The sequence below is a fragment of the Methylovorus sp. MM2 genome (genome assembly GCF_001648895.1).
In the GTDB taxonomy this organism is placed as follows: Bacteria; Pseudomonadota; Gammaproteobacteria; order Burkholderiales; family Methylophilaceae; genus MM1.
Genome location: NZ_LXUF01000001.1, coordinates 1,323,013 through 1,344,867 on the forward strand (window position 1 = coordinate 1,323,013; position 21,855 = coordinate 1,344,867).

At 46.3% G+C, this 21,855-nt stretch carries 19 protein-coding genes; 10 read left to right on the forward strand and 9 right to left on the reverse strand.

Features of this window, described 5'->3' with window-relative positions:
• The first annotated feature begins 7 nt into the window (after positions 1–7).
• Positions 8–2,107, forward strand: a complete 2,100-nt coding sequence (locus A7981_RS06355) for a glycosyltransferase family 41 protein (RefSeq protein WP_067265588.1) — start codon at positions 8–10, stop codon at positions 2,105–2,107.
• Here A7981_RS06355 and A7981_RS06360 read toward each other — a convergent pair.
• Entirely contained in the window at positions 2,097–4,505 is a 2,409-nt protein-coding gene (locus A7981_RS06360) for an EAL domain-containing protein (protein WP_067265590.1), read from the reverse strand. The genes A7981_RS06355 and A7981_RS06360 overlap by 11 nt on opposite strands.
• Positions 4,506–4,735: 230 nt before the next feature.
• Between A7981_RS06360 and A7981_RS06365 the strand changes: the two genes are divergently transcribed.
• A complete protein-coding gene (locus A7981_RS06365) occupies positions 4,736–5,839 on the forward strand; it encodes a PilT/PilU family type 4a pilus ATPase (protein WP_067265594.1) in 1,104 nt (367 codons plus the stop codon).
• A 67-nt stretch (positions 5,840–5,906) separates the two neighbouring features.
• Positions 5,907–6,242: a DUF805 domain-containing protein gene (locus tag A7981_RS06370; RefSeq protein ID WP_067265598.1), complete on the forward strand. Its 336-nt coding sequence runs from the start codon at positions 5,907–5,909 to the stop codon at positions 6,240–6,242.
• Positions 6,243–6,294: 52 nt separating this feature from the next.
• Here the strand turns inward: A7981_RS06370 and A7981_RS06375 are convergent, their stop codons facing one another.
• Positions 6,295–7,167, reverse strand: coding sequence for a DMT family transporter (locus tag A7981_RS06375; protein WP_067265602.1), 873 nt, complete (start codon positions 7,165–7,167; stop codon positions 6,295–6,297).
• 118 nt (positions 7,168–7,285) lie between these two features.
• Here A7981_RS06375 and dapC point away from each other — a divergent pair, with 118 nt between their 5' ends.
• Entirely contained in the window at positions 7,286–8,470 is a 1,185-nt protein-coding gene (gene dapC, locus A7981_RS06380) for a succinyldiaminopimelate transaminase (protein WP_067265617.1), read from the forward strand.
• Between the two features lie 21 nt (positions 8,471–8,491).
• Here dapC and miaA read toward each other — a convergent pair whose 3' ends face one another.
• The 6 genes from miaA to tsaE form a co-directional block, all read right to left on the reverse strand.
• Entirely contained in the window at positions 8,492–9,403 is a 912-nt protein-coding gene (gene miaA, locus A7981_RS06385; RefSeq protein ID WP_067265621.1) for a tRNA (adenosine(37)-N6)-dimethylallyltransferase MiaA, read from the reverse strand.
• Between the two features lie 111 nt (positions 9,404–9,514).
• Complete coding sequence (locus A7981_RS06390) at positions 9,515–10,207, reverse strand: PEP-CTERM sorting domain-containing protein (protein WP_082889262.1); 693 nt, start codon at positions 10,205–10,207, stop codon at positions 9,515–9,517.
• Positions 10,208–10,343: 136 nt separating this feature from the next.
• Positions 10,344–12,185, reverse strand: a complete 1,842-nt coding sequence (gene mutL / locus A7981_RS06395; RefSeq protein WP_067265626.1) for a DNA mismatch repair endonuclease MutL — start codon at positions 12,183–12,185, stop codon at positions 10,344–10,346.
• Between the two features lie 76 nt (positions 12,186–12,261).
• Positions 12,262–12,627 (reverse strand): putative quinol monooxygenase, encoded by a 366-nt coding sequence (locus A7981_RS06400; protein WP_067265630.1) that lies wholly within the window; start codon positions 12,625–12,627, stop codon positions 12,262–12,264.
• 33 nt (positions 12,628–12,660) lie between these two features.
• On the reverse strand, positions 12,661–14,037 hold the full coding sequence (locus tag A7981_RS06405) for an N-acetylmuramoyl-L-alanine amidase (protein WP_067265633.1): 1,377 nt from the start codon (positions 14,035–14,037) through the stop codon (positions 12,661–12,663).
• Entirely contained in the window at positions 14,034–14,510 is a 477-nt protein-coding gene (gene tsaE, locus A7981_RS06410; RefSeq protein WP_067265636.1) for a tRNA (adenosine(37)-N6)-threonylcarbamoyltransferase complex ATPase subunit type 1 TsaE, read from the reverse strand. Before tsaE ends, A7981_RS06405 begins: the two co-directional genes overlap by 4 nt.
• Here tsaE and queG point away from each other — a divergent pair, their 5' ends adjacent.
• The 5 genes from queG to A7981_RS06435 are packed head-to-tail and all read left to right on the forward strand — an operon-like array spanning position 14,511 to position 19,534.
• Positions 14,511–15,602 (forward strand): tRNA epoxyqueuosine(34) reductase QueG, encoded by a 1,092-nt coding sequence (gene queG / locus A7981_RS06415; RefSeq protein ID WP_067266636.1) that lies wholly within the window; start codon positions 14,511–14,513, stop codon positions 15,600–15,602.
• Between the two features lie 46 nt (positions 15,603–15,648).
• Positions 15,649–17,256, forward strand: coding sequence for a glycosyltransferase family 39 protein (locus tag A7981_RS06420; RefSeq protein WP_067265640.1), 1,608 nt, complete (start codon positions 15,649–15,651; stop codon positions 17,254–17,256).
• A gap of 9 nt (positions 17,257–17,265) precedes the next feature.
• The gene (locus tag A7981_RS06425) at positions 17,266–18,312 is read left to right on the forward strand and encodes a glycosyltransferase family 2 protein (protein WP_067265642.1); all 1,047 of its coding nucleotides are present in this window, start codon (positions 17,266–17,268) and stop codon (positions 18,310–18,312) included.
• Positions 18,313–18,317: 5 nt separating this feature from the next.
• Positions 18,318–18,716 (forward strand): GtrA family protein, encoded by a 399-nt coding sequence (locus A7981_RS06430; RefSeq protein WP_067265645.1) that lies wholly within the window; start codon positions 18,318–18,320, stop codon positions 18,714–18,716.
• Positions 18,713–19,534, forward strand: coding sequence for a ChbG/HpnK family deacetylase (locus tag A7981_RS06435; RefSeq protein WP_067265649.1), 822 nt, complete (start codon positions 18,713–18,715; stop codon positions 19,532–19,534). The genes A7981_RS06430 and A7981_RS06435 overlap by 4 nt, the downstream gene beginning before the upstream one ends.
• A gap of 95 nt (positions 19,535–19,629) precedes the next feature.
• On the opposite strand, the gene A7981_RS06440 is transcribed toward A7981_RS06435, so the two are convergent.
• Positions 19,630–20,094 (reverse strand): hypothetical protein, encoded by a 465-nt coding sequence (locus tag A7981_RS06440; protein WP_067265652.1) that lies wholly within the window; start codon positions 20,092–20,094, stop codon positions 19,630–19,632.
• Between the two features lie 182 nt (positions 20,095–20,276).
• On the opposite strand from A7981_RS06440, the gene A7981_RS06445 reads away from it, so the two are divergent.
• Positions 20,277–21,842, forward strand: a complete 1,566-nt coding sequence (locus A7981_RS06445) for a beta-1,6-glucan synthase (protein WP_067265655.1) — start codon at positions 20,277–20,279, stop codon at positions 21,840–21,842.
• Positions 21,843–21,855: the final 13 nt, after the last annotated feature.

Below are 21,855 nucleotides of genomic sequence, written 5' to 3' on the forward strand. Positions count from 1 at the left end.
GTTTTAAATGAATACACAGCAGCTATATCAAACAGCACTTAATCACCATCGTGAGGGTCAGCTTGTACATGCAGAAACCTGCTACAGGCAATTGCTAGCGCTTCAACCAGGTAACGCTGGTGCACTCCATCTTTTAGGGGTGCTTTGTCACCAGACTAATCGTGCCAATGATGCTATTGCGCTGATTACCTCAGCCATTAAGATCGAGCCTCGTAACACTGATTACATGAACAATTACGGCTTGGCCTTAAAAGCAATCGGTCAGCATGAGCAAGCCATTGATCTCTACAAAAAAGCTTTACAGATAGCGCCTAAAGATCTCGACTTACAAACTAATCTGGCGAATACATATCAGTCACTTGAGCGCTATGAAGAGGCCGCAAGCCGCTATCGCCGCGTACTTAATGCTAATCCGCACGATGTAGATGTGAGGCAAGCTTTGTGTTATGCATTGCAAAAACTAGGCAACCAAGGTCAAAAATCAGGGAATTACCTGCAAGCTGAAGCTTGCTACGAAGAGGCCATCAAGCTGAACTTTAAAGATGCCGCGCTTTATTACAACCTTGGCAATGCCCAGCGCGAGCTTGGAAAATCGGCTGAAGCAGCCAATAACTACAGTAAATCATTGGTATTGAACCCGAATGATGCTGATACGCACAATAATCTTGGTAATGTATTACGTGAGCTGGGGCGTATTGAAGACGCGATAAAGAGTTATCGCGCTGCCCTATCCATTAACCCCAAACTCTTTCATGCAAAAGTCCATTTAGTACACCAAAAACAGCATATTTGCGATTGGCGTGACTTGGAAAAAGATGTGCTAGAGATTCAGGCTTGGGTCAAAAGTGAGCCGCAAGCACAAATATCCCCTTTTGCCTTTCTTGCCATGCCGGGCACCAACGCGCAAGAGCAGTTGCAATGCGCGAACAATTGGCTACAAAACCGCTATAAAGATGCAATTCAATATGGCAAGTCACTCGCCTTTGCGCATACGAAAGAAAGTCACCAAAAACTACGCATCGGCTATCTATCTGGAGATTTTCGCCTGCATCCCTTAGTCTCACTTATCACGGAGATGATTGAGTTGCATGATCGCGACTTTTTCGAGGTATATGCTTATTCCTATGCGCGCGATGATAAAAGCGCTGAAAGAAAGCGTTTAGAGCAGGCGTTCGATCACTTCACTGATATCAGCCCGCTCACCCAATATGATGCTGCAAAACGTATCCATGAAGACCAGATCGATATTCTGGTTGATCTAACTGGCTTCACACAAAACAGCCGTACCGGCATCGTTGCGTTAAAACCAGCAGCGATTCATGTAAGTTGGCTAGGTTTTCCAGGCTCCATGGGGGCGATAGAAGGCAGCCCCCTATTCGATTATCTACTGACTGATGCATTCATCACGCCCAAAACGCAAGAGGGTGATTACGCAGAACGTCTTGCCTACCTGCCGGATAGCTATCAGCCGAATGACCGCAAACGCCCCATAGGAAAAACGCCGTCACGCACTGATTATGATTTGCCTGAGGATGCCTTTGTTTTCTGCTGTTTTAATCAGTCATTCAAGATACTGCCGGATGTGTTTGATGTTTGGATGCGCATACTACAAGCCGTGCCGGATAGTGTGCTATGGCTTTTGGAATGCAACGCGACCGCAAAAGCCAACTTACAAGCTGAAGCTGTAAATCGTGGCATTGAGGCTAACCGTTTAGTGTTTGCACCACGTGTGCCGATGGCGGACCATCTGGCTCGCCATGCATTAGCTGACTTGTTCCTTGATACACTGCCCTACAATGCGCATACCACAACAAGTGATGCATTGTGGATGTGCCTGCCGGTGCTCACTTGCTCGGGGGAGACATTTCCATCCCGCGTTGCAGCTAGCCTTCTCTATGCAGCGGGTTTACCAGAGCTAGTGACCCAGTCATTAGATGACTATGAGTCGTTAGCCATTCGTCTCGCTCAAGATGCATCCCTGCTGGAAAGTATCAGGGGAAAATTGCAGCAACCTTCCGAAAGCCTACCGCTTTTTAATACCCCTGTATTTACCCGCAACTTGGAGCAAAACTATCAGCAGATGTGGCAGGCCTATATCAGTGAGTAGCTTTCTCTGCCCCGGGAATACTGCTTAACATCGCCATCGCTGCGATGCTTATGTCAGCCACCAGAATCGCCTCCAAACCGCCAATCTGGTTCAAAATAGGCATGGAAACCGTTAAGCAGAAGTCTTCTGTTGCTGTCGATAGATAAATACTGGAGACATAAGGTTGTAATGTTTCTTGCACCACTTTGCAGTAGGCTTGCGCACTACGATCAACGCCCGCCCCGCCTGCTTTGATCTTGCCGTACATATTCGGGTTGATCCAATTGGCATAACGCTGGGCACCGCTAGGGTGAAGCTCAAAAACCACTTCAAAGAATGGATAATCGGCAAAACAGCTATCGAGGCAATGTGAATCCTCAGAACGGCGATATTTCATGAGTGATTGCAAGGCCAGCAGTGCCAGATCTTGCCAATCAGAGTAGATCGCTTGTTTTGGTAACACCAGCTCAGGTTCTTCAGCTTCTACCACTATGATGCTACCAATAGTTGATTTGCCGATCTTCTTCAGAAATGCAGCGCGCTCTGCGGCCGCAACGCTATTTGATAGTGTACCTTGGCTACCATTCACGACAGCGATAGAAACGCTGGCTACGGGATGCTCTTTACCATCTTCTGTTGTAAAGAACCCGCGCTCAAGGTCAGAGCCATCATATAAATGTTCAGCCAGCACCTGGAAATGGCCGATCACATTGAGCAGTGTCGGCACCAATTCAGGATCACTATGATCGAGAATTAAAACGAAGTCATCCCCGCCGATATGCCCGACCAATGTACCCGCTTGGCCTTGAAACTCCTGTCTGACGATCTCGGATAACAGTCGAATCATGGCATCACCACGAATGAAGCCATAGCGGTCGTTATAGGCCTTGAAATGATCCAGATCGATATAAACCAGTTGTGTCGATGGATTGTTGCGCAAGCTAATATCCAGCGACTGCCTGAGCGTTGGTCCTGTAGTCAATTGGCTAAGCGGGTGTAAGCTGCCCGAGCTGGTTTTCCTGCTCAGCAACTGCGCCATTATTTCAAAGGGTTGTAGCACCCCGATATACACGCCCTCTTCACTTACCATGATCCATGGTTCATATTCCCCGCGCTCCAGATACAATCCCCGCGCAAGTGCTGTGGATGGCATACGATTAGTCACCATTTTAGGCAGCGGATCGCAATACGCACCCAATGCACTAAAGCGTTGAGAGAAAATCTTTCCGCGCTTCAACATCCCGATCGGGCGCTGGTGATCTAATACAATCGCTAAAGCAACATCAGGATTCTGCTGAAATACTTTTTTAGCCTCACTGACAGGCATGTTTACATCCAGTGTCAAGCCACGGTTAACGAACTCATTCACTCTGAACTCATCTGGTATGTGGGAGCGATGCGATTCATCCCGCTTAGGTAATGCTTTTACTGTTCTGGATGGCGTGATTTCAGGTTTGGCAAAGTAATAGCCTTGTGCGTAGACTAGGCCCAGATCCTGACAATAGGTAATATCCTCAACGCGCTCCAAGCCTTCTGCGACAACCGTACAGCCTAATCGCTGCGCCATGGAGATAATGGCTTCAAGCAACACAGTGCGAACGCGGCTACCCTGTGCTTCATGGACGATAGCGCGATCTATCTTAATAAAGTCGGCTCGCACTGTAGCCAGCGTGCGCAGACCATTAAAGCCTGACCCCATATCATCCAGCGCAATCCGAAGACCCTGCATGCGAATGGCATCACAATGGCGCGCTAATAACTCGGGGGAGACATCCTCACACTCAACGATCTCAATCACTACATCGCGTTGCTCAATGCCGTACTCTTCAAGCAGCTTGAGTATCGGCGGAAGCCAATCATTGCGCATGATCGTTTGCGGTAACACATTGATAAAAACGGGGGTGCCCGCCGGAATAGACTGCGCTTTGCCTGCCAGGGCCAGTTTTTGGCAAATCACATCCAATTCGCTTGCACGTTTAAGCTGGCGCGCAAGTTTGAAGGCTTCTTCTCCATTCAGCAGATTGCCTGCCGGGTCTTTCATGCGGCAAAGTGCTTCAAATCCGAAAATCTTGCCATTCTGTGTAAAGTCCACGATAGGCTGAAAATGCATCTGTACGTGCGACGCCATATCATCGAGCAACCACGCATGACGACGGCGGGCATAAAAAGTATTAAAAGGCATGATGCCTGCCATCGTGGCGGTGGGCTCCAATACCTCATGATCTGTTGCCAGAAAGACAAAAGACTCTTCAAGTAGTTGTGGACTGAGCTGTGTGGCAAGCTTGTCTAGGGTCTCAAGCAATGCTTTTTCTGTAGGGCAATCAAATGTAAAAACCGATTGGCCTTCATTTTTGATCGACTTTAGATCGAGGTCGTCAAGTTGCAATGTTTCATTGATCGTGTGCAGATATAGCTTCATAAACTCGTCACAATGGTTAGATGATGGAGGGTAACGCAAACCTTATGCCACTTTAAAAATATCATTAAAAGCCCTACTGGAAATGGACTTTGCCATATTTCAGTGCTTCAAGGATTATTCCTAACAACGCCTGCACTATTTCGATGCGCCAAACATTATCGTGACCATGCAAGATTGCCAGATACGGGCATTGTGGTAAAGTTGAATTAATAATAATCAGGGATAAAATAATGGCAGCTCTTGATATCACTCCAGTGCTTAAATTTATGGTGGAAAAAAACGGTACGGACCTGTTTTTTAGTACCGGAGCAGCGATTCATATCGATATTGAAGGCAAAACCATTCCAGTCAATGCTCAGGCCATGAACCCTGGCATGGTAAAAGAAATCGCCTATGCATTGATGACTGCCGAGCAGATCAAAGAATTTGAAAGTACGCTGGAAATGAATTTTGCCTACAGCGTGCCTGATATCGAAGATGCACGCTTTCGTATCAATATATTCCGGCAGCGCGGTGATGTTGCGATGGTGATTCGATGTATCAAGGCGATCATCCCCTCATTTGAAGCCCTTGGGCTGCCATCTATACTAAAAGACCTCATCATGCGCCAACGTGGGCTGGTGCTAGTCGTAGGCTCTACCGGATCAGGCAAATCGACCACGCTGGCTTCGATGATAGATCACCGCAATGAGAGCAGTACAGGCCACATTCTCACCCTTGAAGACCCTATCGAGTTCATTCATAAACATAAAAAATCGATTGTTGATCAGCGTGAGATCGGTATTGATACTCTCACTTTTGATACAGGTCTGAAAAATGCAATGCGGCAGGCACCCGATGTGATTCTGATTGGTGAGATTCGCGATATGGAAGGTATGAAGCATGCGATGGCTTATTCAGAAACTGGCCATTTATGCTTGGCTACATTGCATGCCAACAATGCTAATCAGGCGCTTGAGCGTATAGTTTCTTTCTTCCCGCCAGAAGGCAAAGCAGGCCTATTGCTCGGCCTATCCATGAATCTGGTCGCAATCGTCTCCCAACGGCTGGTTCCTGGCACGCAGTCAAAACGGGCTGCAGCAGTTGAAGTGCTGATCAATAATCCATATATCTCAGAGTTGATTCAAAAAGGTAAACCCGAAGAAATCAAGGATGTGATGGCAAACAACAACGATATCGGCATGACGACTTTTGACCAATCATTATTCACTTTATTTACTGAAGGTAAAATCAACGAAGAAAATGCACTGGCCAGTGCCGACTCCCGTAACGATTTATCACTAAAAATTCGCTTTGCCGCAGAAGGGGAAAAAGGCGGTGGTTTTGGTAGTTGATGTGCAAAAGTGTAGCAAGAAAGACCGTATCTAAAAGTAGTAAAACTATAATTATAGGGAGTAATAAATGACTTTTTCAGATTCAATCAAAGTATGTTTTTCAAAATACATTGACATTACAGGCCGTGCAAAACGGCCTGAATACTGGTGGTTCGTTCTATTACTATTTCTTGGTAGCTTAGTCCTTGGCTTTATCAGCGATATTGCCAGCATGGTCTTTTCATTAGCCACATTGCTTCCATCAATAGCCGTTGGTGTAAGGCGTTTGCACGATACAAATCGTAGCGGCTGGTGGCTATTGCTCGGGTTAATTCCTATCATCGGCTGGATAATCCTGATTGTATTCATGGCAACAGAAGGTGAATCAACAGATAACGAATATGGTTCAGTGCCTACTGAATAATCAACTATTCGCCGAGCACCCAAGAGCTGCCAAATGGCAGCTCTCTTATTTTTCAGGTTTCCGTATTGGCTGCAAAAACAGCAGCAATCACAATCAATCCTCCACCTATCCACTCATGTAATTGCATGGTTTCATTGGCTAAAAAGTAAGATGCCACTGCCGCAACGACCAACTCAAACATAAACAATACAGAAGCACGCGTCACTGCTATTTGCGTGATGCCATATTGCACAAATAGCGTAGCCGCTAACAATAATATTGCGATCAATATCATTACTGCCCAATTAACAGTAGTGAATACATCGGGTGACGTGAATGGTAATGCCTGAAACGGCATGAATATCAAAGACATCACTACGACCCCCAGCCATACGGCCATCGACTTTGCGGGCAAGCTTAAATGTATAGACTTTCTGGTAATGACATTGGTCAGGGCAAAGCCTACTCCAGATGAGAGTGCTAGCCACTCGGCATGGTTTCTGGGGATTGGCCATTGCCCCGGTTGCCAAAGCATCACAAATGCACCAATAAGCGATAACCCAATCGCTACTATTCCTTTTGTGTTTGCAGGTTCCTTGAGCCAGAAATGCGCCAGAATAAGGGTCCATAAAGGGGAAAGATAAAATAACAGCATGACCCGCATGACTTCGCCATCAATCACCGCCAAGACATAACTTAGATTTGTCCACCCTGCCACTAGACTAAGCCATAGCACGCTTTTAGGCATACTGAACAAGCCTTTCCAGTAACGTGCAAATATCATAGCACCGAGGACGCTAGCGATTGTGTAGGTATAAAAGCTTGATGCCACACCGGAAACCCCTGCTTCTTGCATCAGGCGATATGGATACCAGATCACGCCCCAGCAAACTGCTCCGAAAAGTAGTCCAAACGTGGCGATATGGCTTTTGTGATTATTCAACAGTCAGCTTTCAGTTCAATGTAGTTGGCGCTAAAGAACAGCGTTTAAATATTGGCAAGTCAAATGACGAGCCTAATGACGAACATAACAAGATTATAAAGGCTTCATTTATAATAACGGCATGAATCCTAACCTTAGCAAGCTCCAGCCCTACCCGTTTCAACGTTTACGTGATCTGTTCACTGGCATTACAGCAAACCAGCAACTGAAGAACATCAACTTATCAATTGGTGAGCCTAAACATGCGACACCGCAGTTGATCACCGATGCTTTTATTCACAACTTATCAGGTATGGCGAGTTATCCGACCACAGCAGGCATAACGGAATTGCGCCAAGCAATCTCTGCGTGGGCTAGCCGCCGTTATGGCATCCCAGCCCTTAACCCTGAAAAAGAGATCATCCCGGTGAATGGCAGTCGAGAGGCGCTGTTTGCATTTGCACAGGCGATTATTGATACCAGTAAGCCTAACCCAGTCGTCATCAGCCCTAACCCGTTCTATCAGATATATGAGGGCGCAGCATTTCTGGCGGGCGCGGAGCCATTTTTTCTGAACAATCTGCCAGAAAATGCTTATGCGATGGATTTTTCAAGCGTGCCAGAAAGCGTTTGGCTAAGAACCCAATTGCTTTATCTATGCTCTCCCGGCAATCCAACAGGTAAAGTGATGAGTCTAACGCAGTGGGAAGAAGTCTTTGAGTTATCCGATCGCTATGGTTTTGTGATTGCGGCCGATGAGTGCTACTCAGAAATATATTTTGACGAGGAAGCACCACCGATAGGTGCCCTGGAAGCTGCGTTTAAATTAGGTCGGGATTACACACGGCTGATGATCTTCAGTTCGCTATCAAAACGCTCGAATGTACCCGGCATGCGTTCGGGATTTGTCGCTGGTGATGCGCAACTGATTGAGAAATTCCTGCTCTACCGTACATACCATGGTTGCGCAATGAGCCCAGCAGTACAGGCTGCCAGTATCGCAGCATGGAATGATGAAGTCCACGTGATTGAAAACCGGAGGCAATATGCTGAGAAATTCAATGCAGTCACCCCTATCTTGCAATCGGTATTGGCCGTAGAGAAACCAGATGCCGCATTTTATCTATGGGCCAAAAGCAAGACATCCGATACGGAATTAGCCCTTAAGTTATACCATGAAGCAAATGTAACAGTATTGCCTGGAAGCTTTCTGGCAAGGGATGCGCATGGCATTAACCCGGGTGAAAACTTCATTCGTATTGCACTGGTAGCATCTCTAAATGAGTGCGTTGAAGCCGCAAAAAGAATACAGAATATCCTGCAATAAAGTTAATCTAAATTATTAAAATTAATGGTTAATAAATTGATTTATAATAATTAATGCTTCTTTATTAAGGTCATTCTTCAAGCAATCAATTTCTGTTGTATCGTCCATCCCGCGCAGCCATGTCAATTGTCGTTTAGCCAGTTGTCGGGTTGCTGCAATCGCTTTCTCGCGGAATTCAGTCGCTGTATCTTCACCAGACAAATATTGCAAAGCTTGCCGATATCCTACGCATCGCATAGAGGGTGTTTCTGCATGCAAGGTCGGGTATCTCAACTTCAAACCCTTCACCTCATCTAAAACCCCATCTGCCAACATCAAATCAAATCGTTGCGCGATGCGCTGATGCAATACAGATCGATCTGACGGCACTAGGGAGATTTTTAAAAGTTCATAAGGAAATTCGCCACTGGATTGCGCATCAAACAACTCAGACATCGTTTTTCCACTTAATACATGTACTTCAAGTGCGCGCTGGATGCGCTGCGCATCTGTGGGTTGAAGTCTAGCAGCTGTTTTAGGGTCAATGTTTGTGAGTCTCTGATGCATTGCTGGCCAACCCATTGTTGCAGCATCAGCATCGAGCGTTGCTCTTACCTCTTGATCAGCTTCCGGCAGACCAGCCAACCCGCCTTGGAGGGCTTTGAAATACAGCATGGTGCCACCAACCAAGACCGGGATTTTACCTTTGCTGGTGATCTCAGCCATTAGCCCGAGGGCGTCTTTTCTGAATTGTGCTGCGGAGTATGACTCCGTGGGTGGAATGAGATTAATCAGGTGATGCGGCGCACGGCGTAAAGTCTCCGCATCTGGCTTGGCAGTTCCAATATCCATGCCTTGGTACACCAATGCGGAATCAACGCTAATTAACTCAATAGGCAACTGATTGAACAGCTCGACGACTAGACCTGTCTTGCCACTTGCAGTTGGCCCCATTAAGAATATTGCAGGAGGTAGTTTATTGAGCAAAATAGTAAATAACGATGACAGGGATAAAAACAACAAAGCCAGACATATAGCCTGGCTTTGTGTACTTTAATTTACTAATTAGGCTGAAAGTTGTTTTTTCTTGCGACTACCAACAAACCCAATAACACCTAAGCCTAGTGCCAACATACCGTATGTACTTGGCTCTGGAACAGCGGCTACTACGCTAACTGCATCCAGATATGATCCATAGCTAGGAGCAGCAACAGGGCCTAATGACTTGAAGCTAAGCAAGGTTGATGTGCTTGTAGCGACGATATCTTCAAAGGTGATTTCGATCCAGCCGCTGGTTGGGTTTGCAGTTACTTTGCCTAGCTTTGCGCCATCCCAGTAAACTTCAATCACGCTCTTAAGAGCAGATGGCGTATCTGGACGACCAGAGAATGCAAATGACAATGTATATGTCTCACCGATTGTCGTATTCAAAAGCTGAGAAACTGTAGTCAACCCAGTTGAATTCAACTCAAGATATTGAGTGCCCTCATAAGCGCTATTAAAACCGCTTAATCCACCTGCATCCACACCTTTTTGAATTTCAAAAGTACCAGAGGATGTCCAGCCAGTGACTGAGCTCAAATATGTCCACGGTGAACTGCCAATGCTATCTGCCTCAAAGCCGCCATTCACAATCAATTCCGCTTTTGAAACACCGCTAGCCAACAACAATGCTGTTGCTACAATTGCCGTATTCAGTTTTTTCATTCGTTTTAGAACCTTTAGCTTGAATGTATGTGGGCGCTTTAACTTATGCATGAACCTTAAAACCTACAGCTCACTTAATCACGCACCTAATTGATAACCGTTCTCATGATTCTAATATGTGAACACTTAACTTGCAAGACTTTAATTTTAAATAAGAAAAATGACACCTGAATGACAATTAATTTACTTATTTACCACGCATAAACATTTTATCCAGCTCAGCCATCGTGACCTGAAACCAGGTTGGGCGGCCATGATTGCATTGCCCGGAGCGTTCGGTAGATTCCATATCACGCAATAAAGCGTTCATTTCAGGGATCGTCAACATGCGGTTCGCCCTGACTGCGGCATGGCATGCCATCGTACCTAATAATTCGTTGCGTCGTTCAGCAAGTGCACGCGTAGCGCCATACGCTTGCAAATCATGTAAGACATCTCTGGCTAACTTGACCGCGTCTGCGTCTTGCAACATCGCGGGTACAGCCCTTACCGCCAATGTTGTCGGCGATAAGATCGCAATATCAAACCCCAACTGGTGTAAGGCATTTTGGCCTTCTTGCGTAGATAACTGTGCTTGTACTGCGGCTACTTCAAGCCTATCTGCATTAAAACTGACAGGAATAAGCAGTGGCTGGGTTGGAACGCTCGATGCATCCAGCGCATTCTTTAGCCTTTCATACATAATGCGCTCGTGCGCTGCATGCATATCAACGACGACCAAGCCTGATTGGTTTTGCGCCAGCACATACACGCCATGTATCTGAGCCACGGCAAATCCCAAAGGAAAATCTTGCGCCGCGCTATGATGCGCGAACTGATTAGGTGGGGTACCAAAAGCCACCGAGTCAACCCCTGCATGTGGTTCAGCTTGATTATTACCAAACATCGTCTGATAAAAACCTGAGGATTCGTTCGCACGCAGATCCATATTGGACTGAAAAGTTGGATACGATGAAACCGGATATCCAGCAGATGGCGATAATTCACTGAATCCACCATTTTGCGATTGCGCTGATTGCGGCACCAACGAGCCTGGCAAACCTACAGGCGTTGCCAGTGATTTATGTAGCGCATGGAATATGAATCGATGGATGGATTGCCCATCCCTGAAACGCACTTCAGTCTTGCTCGGGTGCACATTTACATCCACTAGTGCAGGATCTAACTCTAGAAATAACGCAAATGCGGGATGCCGGTCATGGTGCAATACATCTTGGTAAGCTTGACGTATGGCATGGCTAATCAGCTTATCACGGACGAAACGCCCGTTCACATACACATACTGAGTATCACGCGAATTACGTGAAAATGTCGGTTTGGCCGCCATTCCCCAAAGCCTGATACCCGCGGCAGATTCATCCACCGTAAAGGCTTCTGATGCAAAATCAGTACCTAATACCTCACTGAAGCGGCGCGCAGGCGCGGCTACACTTAACCGCATCAGCGCACGCCCATTATGCTGCAGCATGAATGTGACATCCGGACGTGAAAGTGCTACGCGACGAAAAGCCTCTTCACAATGCCCGAACTCAGTTGCTTCGGTCTTCAGAAATTTACGGCGCGCAGGGGTATTAAAGTAGATGTCCTGCACTTCTATGATGGTTCCGGCATCCAGCGCCGCTGGTTCCAGCGGTGAGATTGAGGCACCTTCGGATGAAACACGCCATGCATGGTAACTATCACTTGCTCGACTGGTTAATTGCGTACGCGATATGGATGCGATGCTGGCTAATGCTTCACCACGGAAACCTAGGCTTGCTACACGCTCAAGGTCTTCAAGGCTTGCGATTTTGCTCGTGGCGTGCCGTGTGAGCGCCAATACCAGATCATCCTTGATGATGCCCTGACCGTTATCAGCCACACGCAATTGCTTAACGCCACCATTCATCAAGAAAACGTTGATTTCAGTGCTGCCTGCATCCAAGCTATTTTCTAATAGCTCCTTTAATGCAGAAGCTGGTCGCTCAACCACTTCACCAGCCGCAATCTGGCTAATCAGCTGATCAGGTAATAATTTAATTGAAGCCATGCGGAATATTTTTATAGGGGCAAACCAAATTGAAGAACGAGTTAACTCTAAGTCACTTTAAAACTATAAGCCTAAACTACAAGCCATCTACAAACCGTAGATTATATTTTTTGGGATGAGCTGCCCCTGTAATATCTATATCATCGACGATTTTAGAAGCTAATAAATCAACTGCTATCACAATTGGCTTCTCATCGAGCAATTCATCGGATATCGCAAATAACGCTTGGAGCACTTTTCCTTCCAGATGCGACTTACGTCCATCTTCGTTGACAAAACTCTCAAAGATGCCAAAAGCAGTGTCGGTAAACTTTAACGCATACCAGGTAATGCTTTCGCCCTCTTCTACTACGGATGGCAGGCTGTTCTTCAAGAACTCTTCAACTTGCTTTGCTTTATCAGGTTTGGCTTCCAGCCTTATATACAGCGCGGTTTTATTCATTTTTGGCTCCTTATACAGATAACTCGAAATTCTTTAATTAGATACCATCTTTGGCTTGGCAAGTGCCGGATTAGTTGCAAAGTATTTTTTAATCCCTGACAAAATCGATCCCACCAGTTTATGCTGATAAGCCTCGTCATTTAATTTGCGCTCTTCTTCCGGGTTGCTGATAAATGCTGTCTCTACCAAAATAGATGGAATATCAGGTGACTTTAATACAGCAAACCCCGCCTGTTCTACGCTGCCTTTATGTAGGGTGTTGATCTCACTAATATTCCCGAGCACAGCCTTACCAAGTTTCAAGCTGTCATTAATGGTGGCTGTCTGCGATAAATCTAGCAAGGTACGCGCCAGATAGGGGTCTTTATTATCCAAGCTTACACCCCCTATCAAGTCAGATTCATTTTCCTTCTTAGCTAAATAACGAGCTGATGCGCTGGTCGCACCGCTTTCAGATAGCGCAAAAACAGATGACCCCCTTGCGTCAGGCCTTGTAAAGGCATCGGCATGAATCGAGACAAAAAGGTCTGATTGCAATTTACGTGCTTTTACTACCCGTCCATGTAGCGGAATAAAATAATCGCCATCTCGCGTTAAAACACCACGCATATTAGGTTCTGCATCGATCGCCGCTTTTAGTTTCTTTGCGATGGCTAGCGTAATATTTTTTTCATGCGAGCCATTTGCGCCTCGCGCGCCGGGATCTTCCCCTCCGTGACCAGCATCAATAGCGATTGTCAGCAGGCGCATGTTGTTTTTATTTTTTACAGGCTTATCAATAGACTTTTCTTGCGACTGGTCTGGCAGAGTTGTTATGTTAGGTAATACCACGACGGGCTTTTGCGCACTCGGCGTTGTAGGCTCAGGCAAAAGGACGACCTCAGGTAAAGGCGGTACCTTCGGCTCAGATACATTGGCTGTTGGGGTTTGCACTTCAGGTAGGTTCACTGCGGGCGCAGCATCGGGCTTTTCATGTTGCTCAAGCATTGCCATTAAGGGGTCTAATGCAGGGTAGATATCGATCACCAATCGATTTTTGTACTCGCCCGCTGGCGGTAATGAGAATATCTGCGGCTTGATGTCAGATTTAAGGTCAATGACCAGACGAACGACACCCGGTTTAAAGTTCGCGACACGCACTTGGCGAATATAAGGGTCAGAAGTCAGGATTTTTTCAGATAAGCTTTTCAGGGTCGGGCCAAGATCGACATCATTTAAATCCAATACAAGGCGCTCAGGATCTTTAAGCATGGTCATCTTGTAGTCGATAGATGATGATGCCTCTATCGTAATACGTGTGTAGTCGGCTGCAGGCCAAACGCGCGCGGCGGCGATAGTAATAGCAGCTTCAGCCAAATGGCTAAATACTGAAAATGCGAAAAAGACACTGGCAATAAAAACTCTAGTCATTCAAAAAAACGCTTCACAAAACTTTCCCCGTTAGTCGTGTTCGATGTAATAGTGAGCCTTCTACCCGAAGCCTCTGGCTCCAGTCGCAAATCAATATCGGCCTCTGGTAATAAATCGCCTGCTTTTTCAGGCCACTCAACAAGGCACACCGATGTGGCGCCAAAGTAATCCCTAAAACCAGCGGCATCCCACTCTTCTGGGTCGATGAATCGATATAAATCAAAGTGGTTGATATTAAATATCGAGTTTAATGCAGAAGCACTATATGGCTCAACCAATGTATATGTCGGGCTTTTAACTCGCCCCTGATAGCCAAGCCGATTTAATAATCCACGCACCAATGTTGTTTTACCTGCGCCTAAGTCACCATGTAAATAGATAGTTAATCCGGGGGCTAGCGCAATTGCGAAGCGCCCACCTATATTTAGCGTTGCCGCTTCATCCGCTAAATCGATTGTAATATCATGCTGCATATGCAAAACACTTTCAGCGATCTATCCAAGTTGGCGGCTGACATCAAACAATGGGGATTGGAATTGGGCTTTAGCCAGCTTGGCATTACCGATACGAATCTCTCGGCTGCTGAACCTGAGTATAAAGAATGGCTGGTCAAAGGATTCCATGGCGCTATGGATTATATGGCAAAACATGGTGACAAGCGCACGCGACCAGCAGAATTAGTTCCCGGAACTGTGCGTGTAATCTCCGTGCGTATGGATTATCGCCCACCCAATGCGCGTAATAGCGATGAAGTGATGCTGAATGGCACTCAGGCATTTATTTCTCGCTATGCATTAGGCCGTGATTATCATAAGGTGATGCGCAATCGCTTGCAGAAACTATGCGAAAGAATTTCCCAAGAGATAGGTCCTTTCGGTTTTCGCGTATTTACAGATAGCGCGCCTGTGATGGAGGTCGCACTTGCGGAAAGATCAGGCCTAGGTTGGCGCGGCAAACATACGCTGCTACTTTCACGTGATGCGGGTTCATGGTTCTTTTTGGGTGAGGTGTATATTGATATCCCCTTGCCTATCGATGCACCGACATCGAAGCACTGTGGTACATGTACAGCATGTATCGATGTGTGCCCAACACAGGCTATCGTCGCCCCTTATGAGGTAGATGCACGCCGTTGTATATCCTATTTAACGATTGAGCTTAAAGAAAGCATCCCTGAGCCATTAAGGCCTTTAATCGGCAATCGTGTCTATGGCTGTGATGATTGCCAGCTTACCTGCCCCTGGAATAAATTTGCCCAAATCACCAAAGAAGAAGACTTTCATGTCCGTCATGGGCTGGATGATGTCACGCTAGTTGAGTTATTTGCTTGGGATGAGTCGACGTTTAAACAAAAAATGACCGGCAGTGCTATTTACAGGATCGGTTACTCCCAATGGTTAAGAAATATCGCGGTCGGCTTGGGGAATGCACCCTCATCCCCTGAAATTATCAGTGCGCTTGAAAGTCGTCAGAATGACGAATCAGCGCTGGTAAAAGAACATGTTGAATGGGCACTTAATCGACATAAATCAGCAATTCCATCAGCCCCATATACAGCGCAGTAGTAAACTGTATAATCCGAAAACTTTCAGTTTAATAAAGCAGTTACAATTGTTCTCATCACTGGCATTTCGTCATATCACCCTGCGCTACATTAGCCTTGTGCTATTTGCCGCCCTCGGTATTTTTATACTGGTTACGTTCAGGCAATACGGCATCAGCAATGATGAAGAAGTGCAGCATATCTATGGGCGTTTATTGCTGGATTTCTATAGCTCGGGATTCACTGATCAGGATGCATTCCATTATAGAAACCTATATCTATATGGCGGATTCTTTGACCTGATTGCAGCACTCCTTGAGCATGCCACCCCCATCTGGGTTTGGGATTTACGTCACCTAATATCCGCGCTATTCGGCCTGGCAGGCATTGTTGCTTCTTACAAAGTAGCCAAAGTACTAGGCGGTGAGCGCGCTGGCTTGATTGTTGTCGTGCTGCTAGCAATCACTGGTGCATGGTCCGGCGCGATGTTTACCCATACCAAGGATGTCCCATTCGGCACCTGTATGGTGTGGGCGCTGTATTACACGATATTGATCTCGAAAGAGTTACCTAAGCCAAGTTTAAGCCTTAGCATTAAACTTGGCATTGCCATTGGCTGTGCGCTTGGCTTAAGAATCGGCGGTGTATTCTCGATATTTTACTTGCTGCTCGCCATCTGTTCCGCTGGCTGGTTGGCAAAAGACACATTAAGGCAACGTTTCGGTTTCTGGTGGCAAAGCGCAATCGCTTTGGTTCCTGCTGCGGGGGTGGCATTTGCCTTGATGGCACTATTCTGGCCTTGGGGGGTCATGTCGCCAGATCACCCTCTAGAGGCTGCAAAAGCATTTTCTCACTTCGCCTTTAATATGCTCACGGTGATGGATGGCGAAGTCATGAACATCGGCAAAGTGCCGCGTGATTACCTGCTGAGTTACTTGCTGGTTCGCCTCCCAGAAGCTTTTCTATTAGGGTTGGCGAGTATTTTAGCTTTATCAGCTATTCGCTTCCGCAAATTGAATGATCACCAGCATCCATTATTTCTAGCTTGGTCATGCGTGATTCTTGCTGCAGCCTTCCCGCTTGCCTTTATTCTGCTGGATAAACCAGCACTCTATAACGGCATAAGGCATTTCACCTTCTTAATACCACCCCTTGCCATATTGGCAGCACTCGGTCTTCATTACACTTTGGATGCACTAAAGAATCACCCTAAATGGCGCTTGGGTTTTATTATTATCAGTAGCATACTTGTGCTGAATACCAGTGTGACACTGGCACGGTTGCATCCTTATGAGTACGTGTATTACAACGAATTTGCCGGTGATGATGTCTATGCCGATAATGATTGGGAAGGCGATTATTGGTCAAGCAGCTTGCGCGAAGCTTCTGAGATGCTGGAGTCTAGCGTATCAGAACAAATGCCATCAAAACCATTCAAGGTAGCAGTATGTGCTGAATCGATTCAGGGGCGTGCCTATCTTGACCACCGCTTCGAAGTAACGACTGATTGGAAAAGTGCAGATTTTTTCATCTCAAGTACCAATATGAATTGCGATAAAGTACTTCAAGGTAAGATCATCGGTACCGTAGAGCGGATGGGAGAAACCCTAGCCGTCATTAAAGATAGAAGAGCGCTGCCACCGCATCTCCGTATGCCAAGGCGTGCACCTAAATAACGATCCATTATGTCCAATATCGAAAATAGCCAATTACAAAGCCGTCAGAACTTATCACCACATACTAGCGTGATCGTACCCGCTTTTAATGAAGAAGCCGCGATTACGGCAACGCTTGAGAATATAGCGCAGCGCTTAGGGAACCTCAGTAACGATTGGGATATCGTTGTCATTGACGATGGTAGCCGCGACAACACGGCGTTGGTTGTCAGCCAACTCCCTGCAAACCTGAATACCACACTGGTAAGGTTCTCGCGTAACTTCGGTAAGGAGTATGCGATTACAGCAGGTTTGGAATATGCAATGGGCGATGTAGTCATTTGCATGGATGCTGATGGCCAGCACTCATCTGACTTGCTAGATACGATGCTGCAAAAGTGGCGTGAAGGCTACGACATGGTCTATGCAGTACGTAAAGACCGAGGAGTTGAGTCGAACTTTAAACGTTGGGGTTCGCGCCTATTTTATCGGGCGATCAGTCTTGGCGGGCAGATCAACATCCCACGGGATGCGGGTGATTTCAGGCTGATGGATCGTAAAGTCGTCGATGCGCTACGCTCACTGCCTGAAAGAAACCGTTTCATGAAAGGTATCTATGCCTGGGTGGGTTATAAGTCCATCGGCATTCCTTTTATGCCACTCCCGCGCTCACATGGTGAAAGCACATTCTCCCGTTTACGTTTGATCGGCCTAGCTTGGACAGGCATTACCAGCTTCTCTGTGATGCCACTGCGCCTAGCAAGTGCTGTAGGTGGTGGCTTGGCGCTATTCGCCTTTATATATGGTCTGTCGGTTGTGATTGATAAGTTGTTCTTCCATGAATCCGTACCGGGCTGGCCAAGCGTGATTGCCAGCATCATGTTCTTTTCAGGTGTTCAGCTTTTATTCATCGGCATTTTGGGCGAATATCTCGCACGCATCTACGATGAGGTAAAAGGTCGCCCTCCTTACATTGTGTCTGAAGTTATCAAACCCCAAGTCGCATCCAAAATTAAGCCTATGATTAAGCCCAAGTCCAAACCGCAAATTAAACCCAAGAAAACCGAACCAACATAAAGGTAATGAAAAACACTGTCCAAGCACACTCACGCGCAATGTCATGGTTTGGCTTGATAGGCGCTGCTGCTGCCGCAGTTCATTACATCGTCGCGATATCACTTGAAGCTTTATCTACAATCCCTATTGCATGGATCAATGTGATTGGCTTCTTGTGTGCTTTCCCCGTCAGCTATTTGGGGCATAGCAAACTCTCATTTTCTTCTCATGCGCACTCCGTAAAACAATCCCTGCCGCGGTTTTTCTCCGTTGCAATATTGGGCTTTATCGGCAATCAGATATTAGTCCTTAGCGCGTTACATTTCCTGCAGATACCGTTCTGGATCGTTTTGGCAATCGTGATGGTCATTGTGGCTGCGTTCACTTACCTCTTGAGCCATTATTGGGCATTCCGCTCCAAATGAAACCCATCATCATAAGTGCAGACGATTACGCACAAAGCAGTGCAATCGACGATGCGATCATCAGATTGATTCAAAAACAGCGACTATCCGCGACATCTTGCCTGACACTGAGCCCACACTGGCCTCAAGCGGCTAAACTCTTAACTGGGGATGTCCGGGCAAAAGCAGATATCGGCTTACATCTCGATTTCACGCAATATGGTCAATCAATCAAACTGCCTTTGCCTACGCTCATTCTTCGTACTTTTATTCGTAGCCTATCCAAGAAAAAAATCGAAGCCTCCATCAATCAACAGTTGGATAAATTTGAAGAAGCCTTGGGCTCGCAGCCGGATTATGTAGACGGGCATCAACATGTGCACCAGCTTCCGCAGATACGAGATGCATTGATTGATATCCTGAAAAAACGCTATCCCAATCGACTACCTTGGATCCGGATAGCCAAACCGCCTATACAGGATGGTATCAAGGGCATGATCATTTCAATGTTGGGGGCCAATACCCTTGCTAATAAAGCGCGCAGAGCTGGCTTTAGATGCTCATCCCAGTTATTGGGTGTATATGAGTTCAATGGATCAACGGCAGATTACTTAAGAAAACTGACAGACTGGTTTCATTACGCGCAGTGCTCACGTCACCATCAAGTACATGCCTTTATGTGCCACCCTGCCATTGAAGAGCATAGTAGCGACCATATAGAGACTGACGATATGATCTACCCCGCCCGCCTACGTGAATACGAAGTATTTTCTAGCGATCAATTCGCCAGACTGTTAACCCAACATCAACTGTATATCGCAAGAGGCAACGCCCTTTAAAAAAGCAGAAAGCCCGTATCTAAGCTTTTAACTGGCTTGTATAGCGGGCTTTCTGCTTTGCTTCGGTCTTTGCCTGACTTGAAGTCTCGGGCTAGCTAATTTTTCTTTGTAGATCCAGTCTTGGACGCAGGAATGGCCGCTTTCAGCACACAGGTTTCTTTGCCATAGATACCGCCACTGTCATCTGACTCATAATAGAGCTTCTGGAATGACCAGCGACCTTGCGGGTTCTTTTTCATCGTTGCAATACCAGTACTATGTTCTGCGCTACGTTTCTCAGACAAATTAAAGCTGATCGCCATACGATTACCATCAACCGCAGCTTGCCCGGCATACAACACTGAATTCTCAGTCTCTACTTCGTAATAGTAGGCACCAAATTTTCCGTAGCTACTAATTCTATTCAGGCGCAGTTTAACAACGACCGAGTAATCGCCGACTTGCTCATTATTGCCTTTGCAGTCATATAAACCGCTATAGTTGACCCCGGTAAATGCGGGCTGTGCGTAAGTGATATTTGTGATTAATAATGCTACTAGCGCCAACACAAGTCTTTGCATACAAACTTCTCTACCAATTTATTCATAATATATTTGTTATTGTAACGCGAAGGCGCGCTAATTTACGCAATCATTTTTGTCTTTGTTTCAAGGCTAGATTATTATTAGTGAATTGATTGCCCCAAGCGCCTCTCATCATCGTTTTTACAACCCAATAGCATTATTAAAAATCTCAGGAATTTATGCCCAATACCACCCCAAGTACATTATGGCGTTACGGCTTATTCAATCTAGTTCTACTGATCTCAATTGCGGCATGGCTATGGCTCCAGAATGAGCCGGTTAGCGTAGTGAAGCCCACTCTGCCTGCCAATGGCAAGCTCTCCTGTGTTTCATATGCACCTTATTACGGCAAGGGTCAATCTCCCTTTATCGCCAATACCGTCATCAGCAAATCACAAATAGATAGTGATTTGGCAATGCTGGCACAGCGCTTTGACTGTGTACGCACCTATTCTGTCAGCCAAGGGCTGGATTATGTCCCCGCCGCTGCCGCCAAACTCGGGTTGAAAGTCTATGTCGGCGCATGGATAGGTTGGACAGCAAAAGATAATGACCTTGAGGTTAATACGGCAATCAAGCTCGCTAATCAATACCCTGATACAGTTAAAGCCTTGATCATTGGCAATGAGGTTTTATTAAGGCGTGAGCAAAGCGAAGCAACGCTTAAGGTATATATAGATCGCGCCAAGGCTTCGACCAAAGTGCCAGTGACTTATGCCGACGTATGGGAGTTCTGGCTGAATCATAAGAATCTCGAAAAGTCTGTCGACTTTGTGACTGTGCATGTCTTGCCGTATTGGGAAAACCACCCGCAATCGATTGATAACGCTATACCTCACGCCAAAATCGTCATGGCAAAACTATCTTCGACCTTCACAAAACCTATACTGATCGGTGAAACCGGCTGGCCATCGATTGGGCGTCAGCGTGGTGAATCCGTGCCGAGCCAAGTCAATCAGGCACGATACTTCCGAGAGTTTCTCGCTATTGCACATGAAAAGCACTGGCAGTACAACCTGATCGAGGCAGTCGACCAGCCATGGAAGCGGCAATTAGAAGGTACGGTCGGTGGATATTGGGGCTTATATAATACCGATATGCAGCCTAAATTCGACTTTCAGGCAGATGTCAGCGAACGCCAAGATGGCATCACGCCTATGTATGCAGCGGCGGTAGGGTTTATCGCATTCCTGCTGATGTCGCTTGTTGCAGGAGAAAGACGTATAAGCGGATTGTTGGCATATGCTTTACTTGGTAGCTCAGTGGGCATCTTAGGCATACTGCAATTGGACTATCTATCATCTGCTAGTAGAGATGCAATCGAATGGATTGCCCTTTCAAGCGTGACGATAGTTGGTTTACTAACCTTATGCTGCCTGCCTTGGGTACTGAAGTTGCAAGCAAGTGAATCAGCCAGACAGCTTGTATATGCAGGGCTATTTTTAATCAGTGCGTGCGCCACCATTGCCGGGCTGCTCATGTTATTGGATGGTCGATACCGAGATTTTTCCCTCAATCTTTATATGTTACCTATATTGCAGCTTTCCCTTGGCTTGTACTTTGCTGGCATTCGCCTAGAAACAAAATCCCGTTTTTATTACTGGTCGAGTATCCTTAGCGGCATTGCTGCGATTATCTTTGTAGCTGTAGAACCTAAGAACTTACATGCTTGGTCGTGGGTCATTTTGATTAGCTTGATGATATTTGCAAGCTGGCCAAAACAAAGAGCTGCATCACTCACCTGAATATACATTTGTA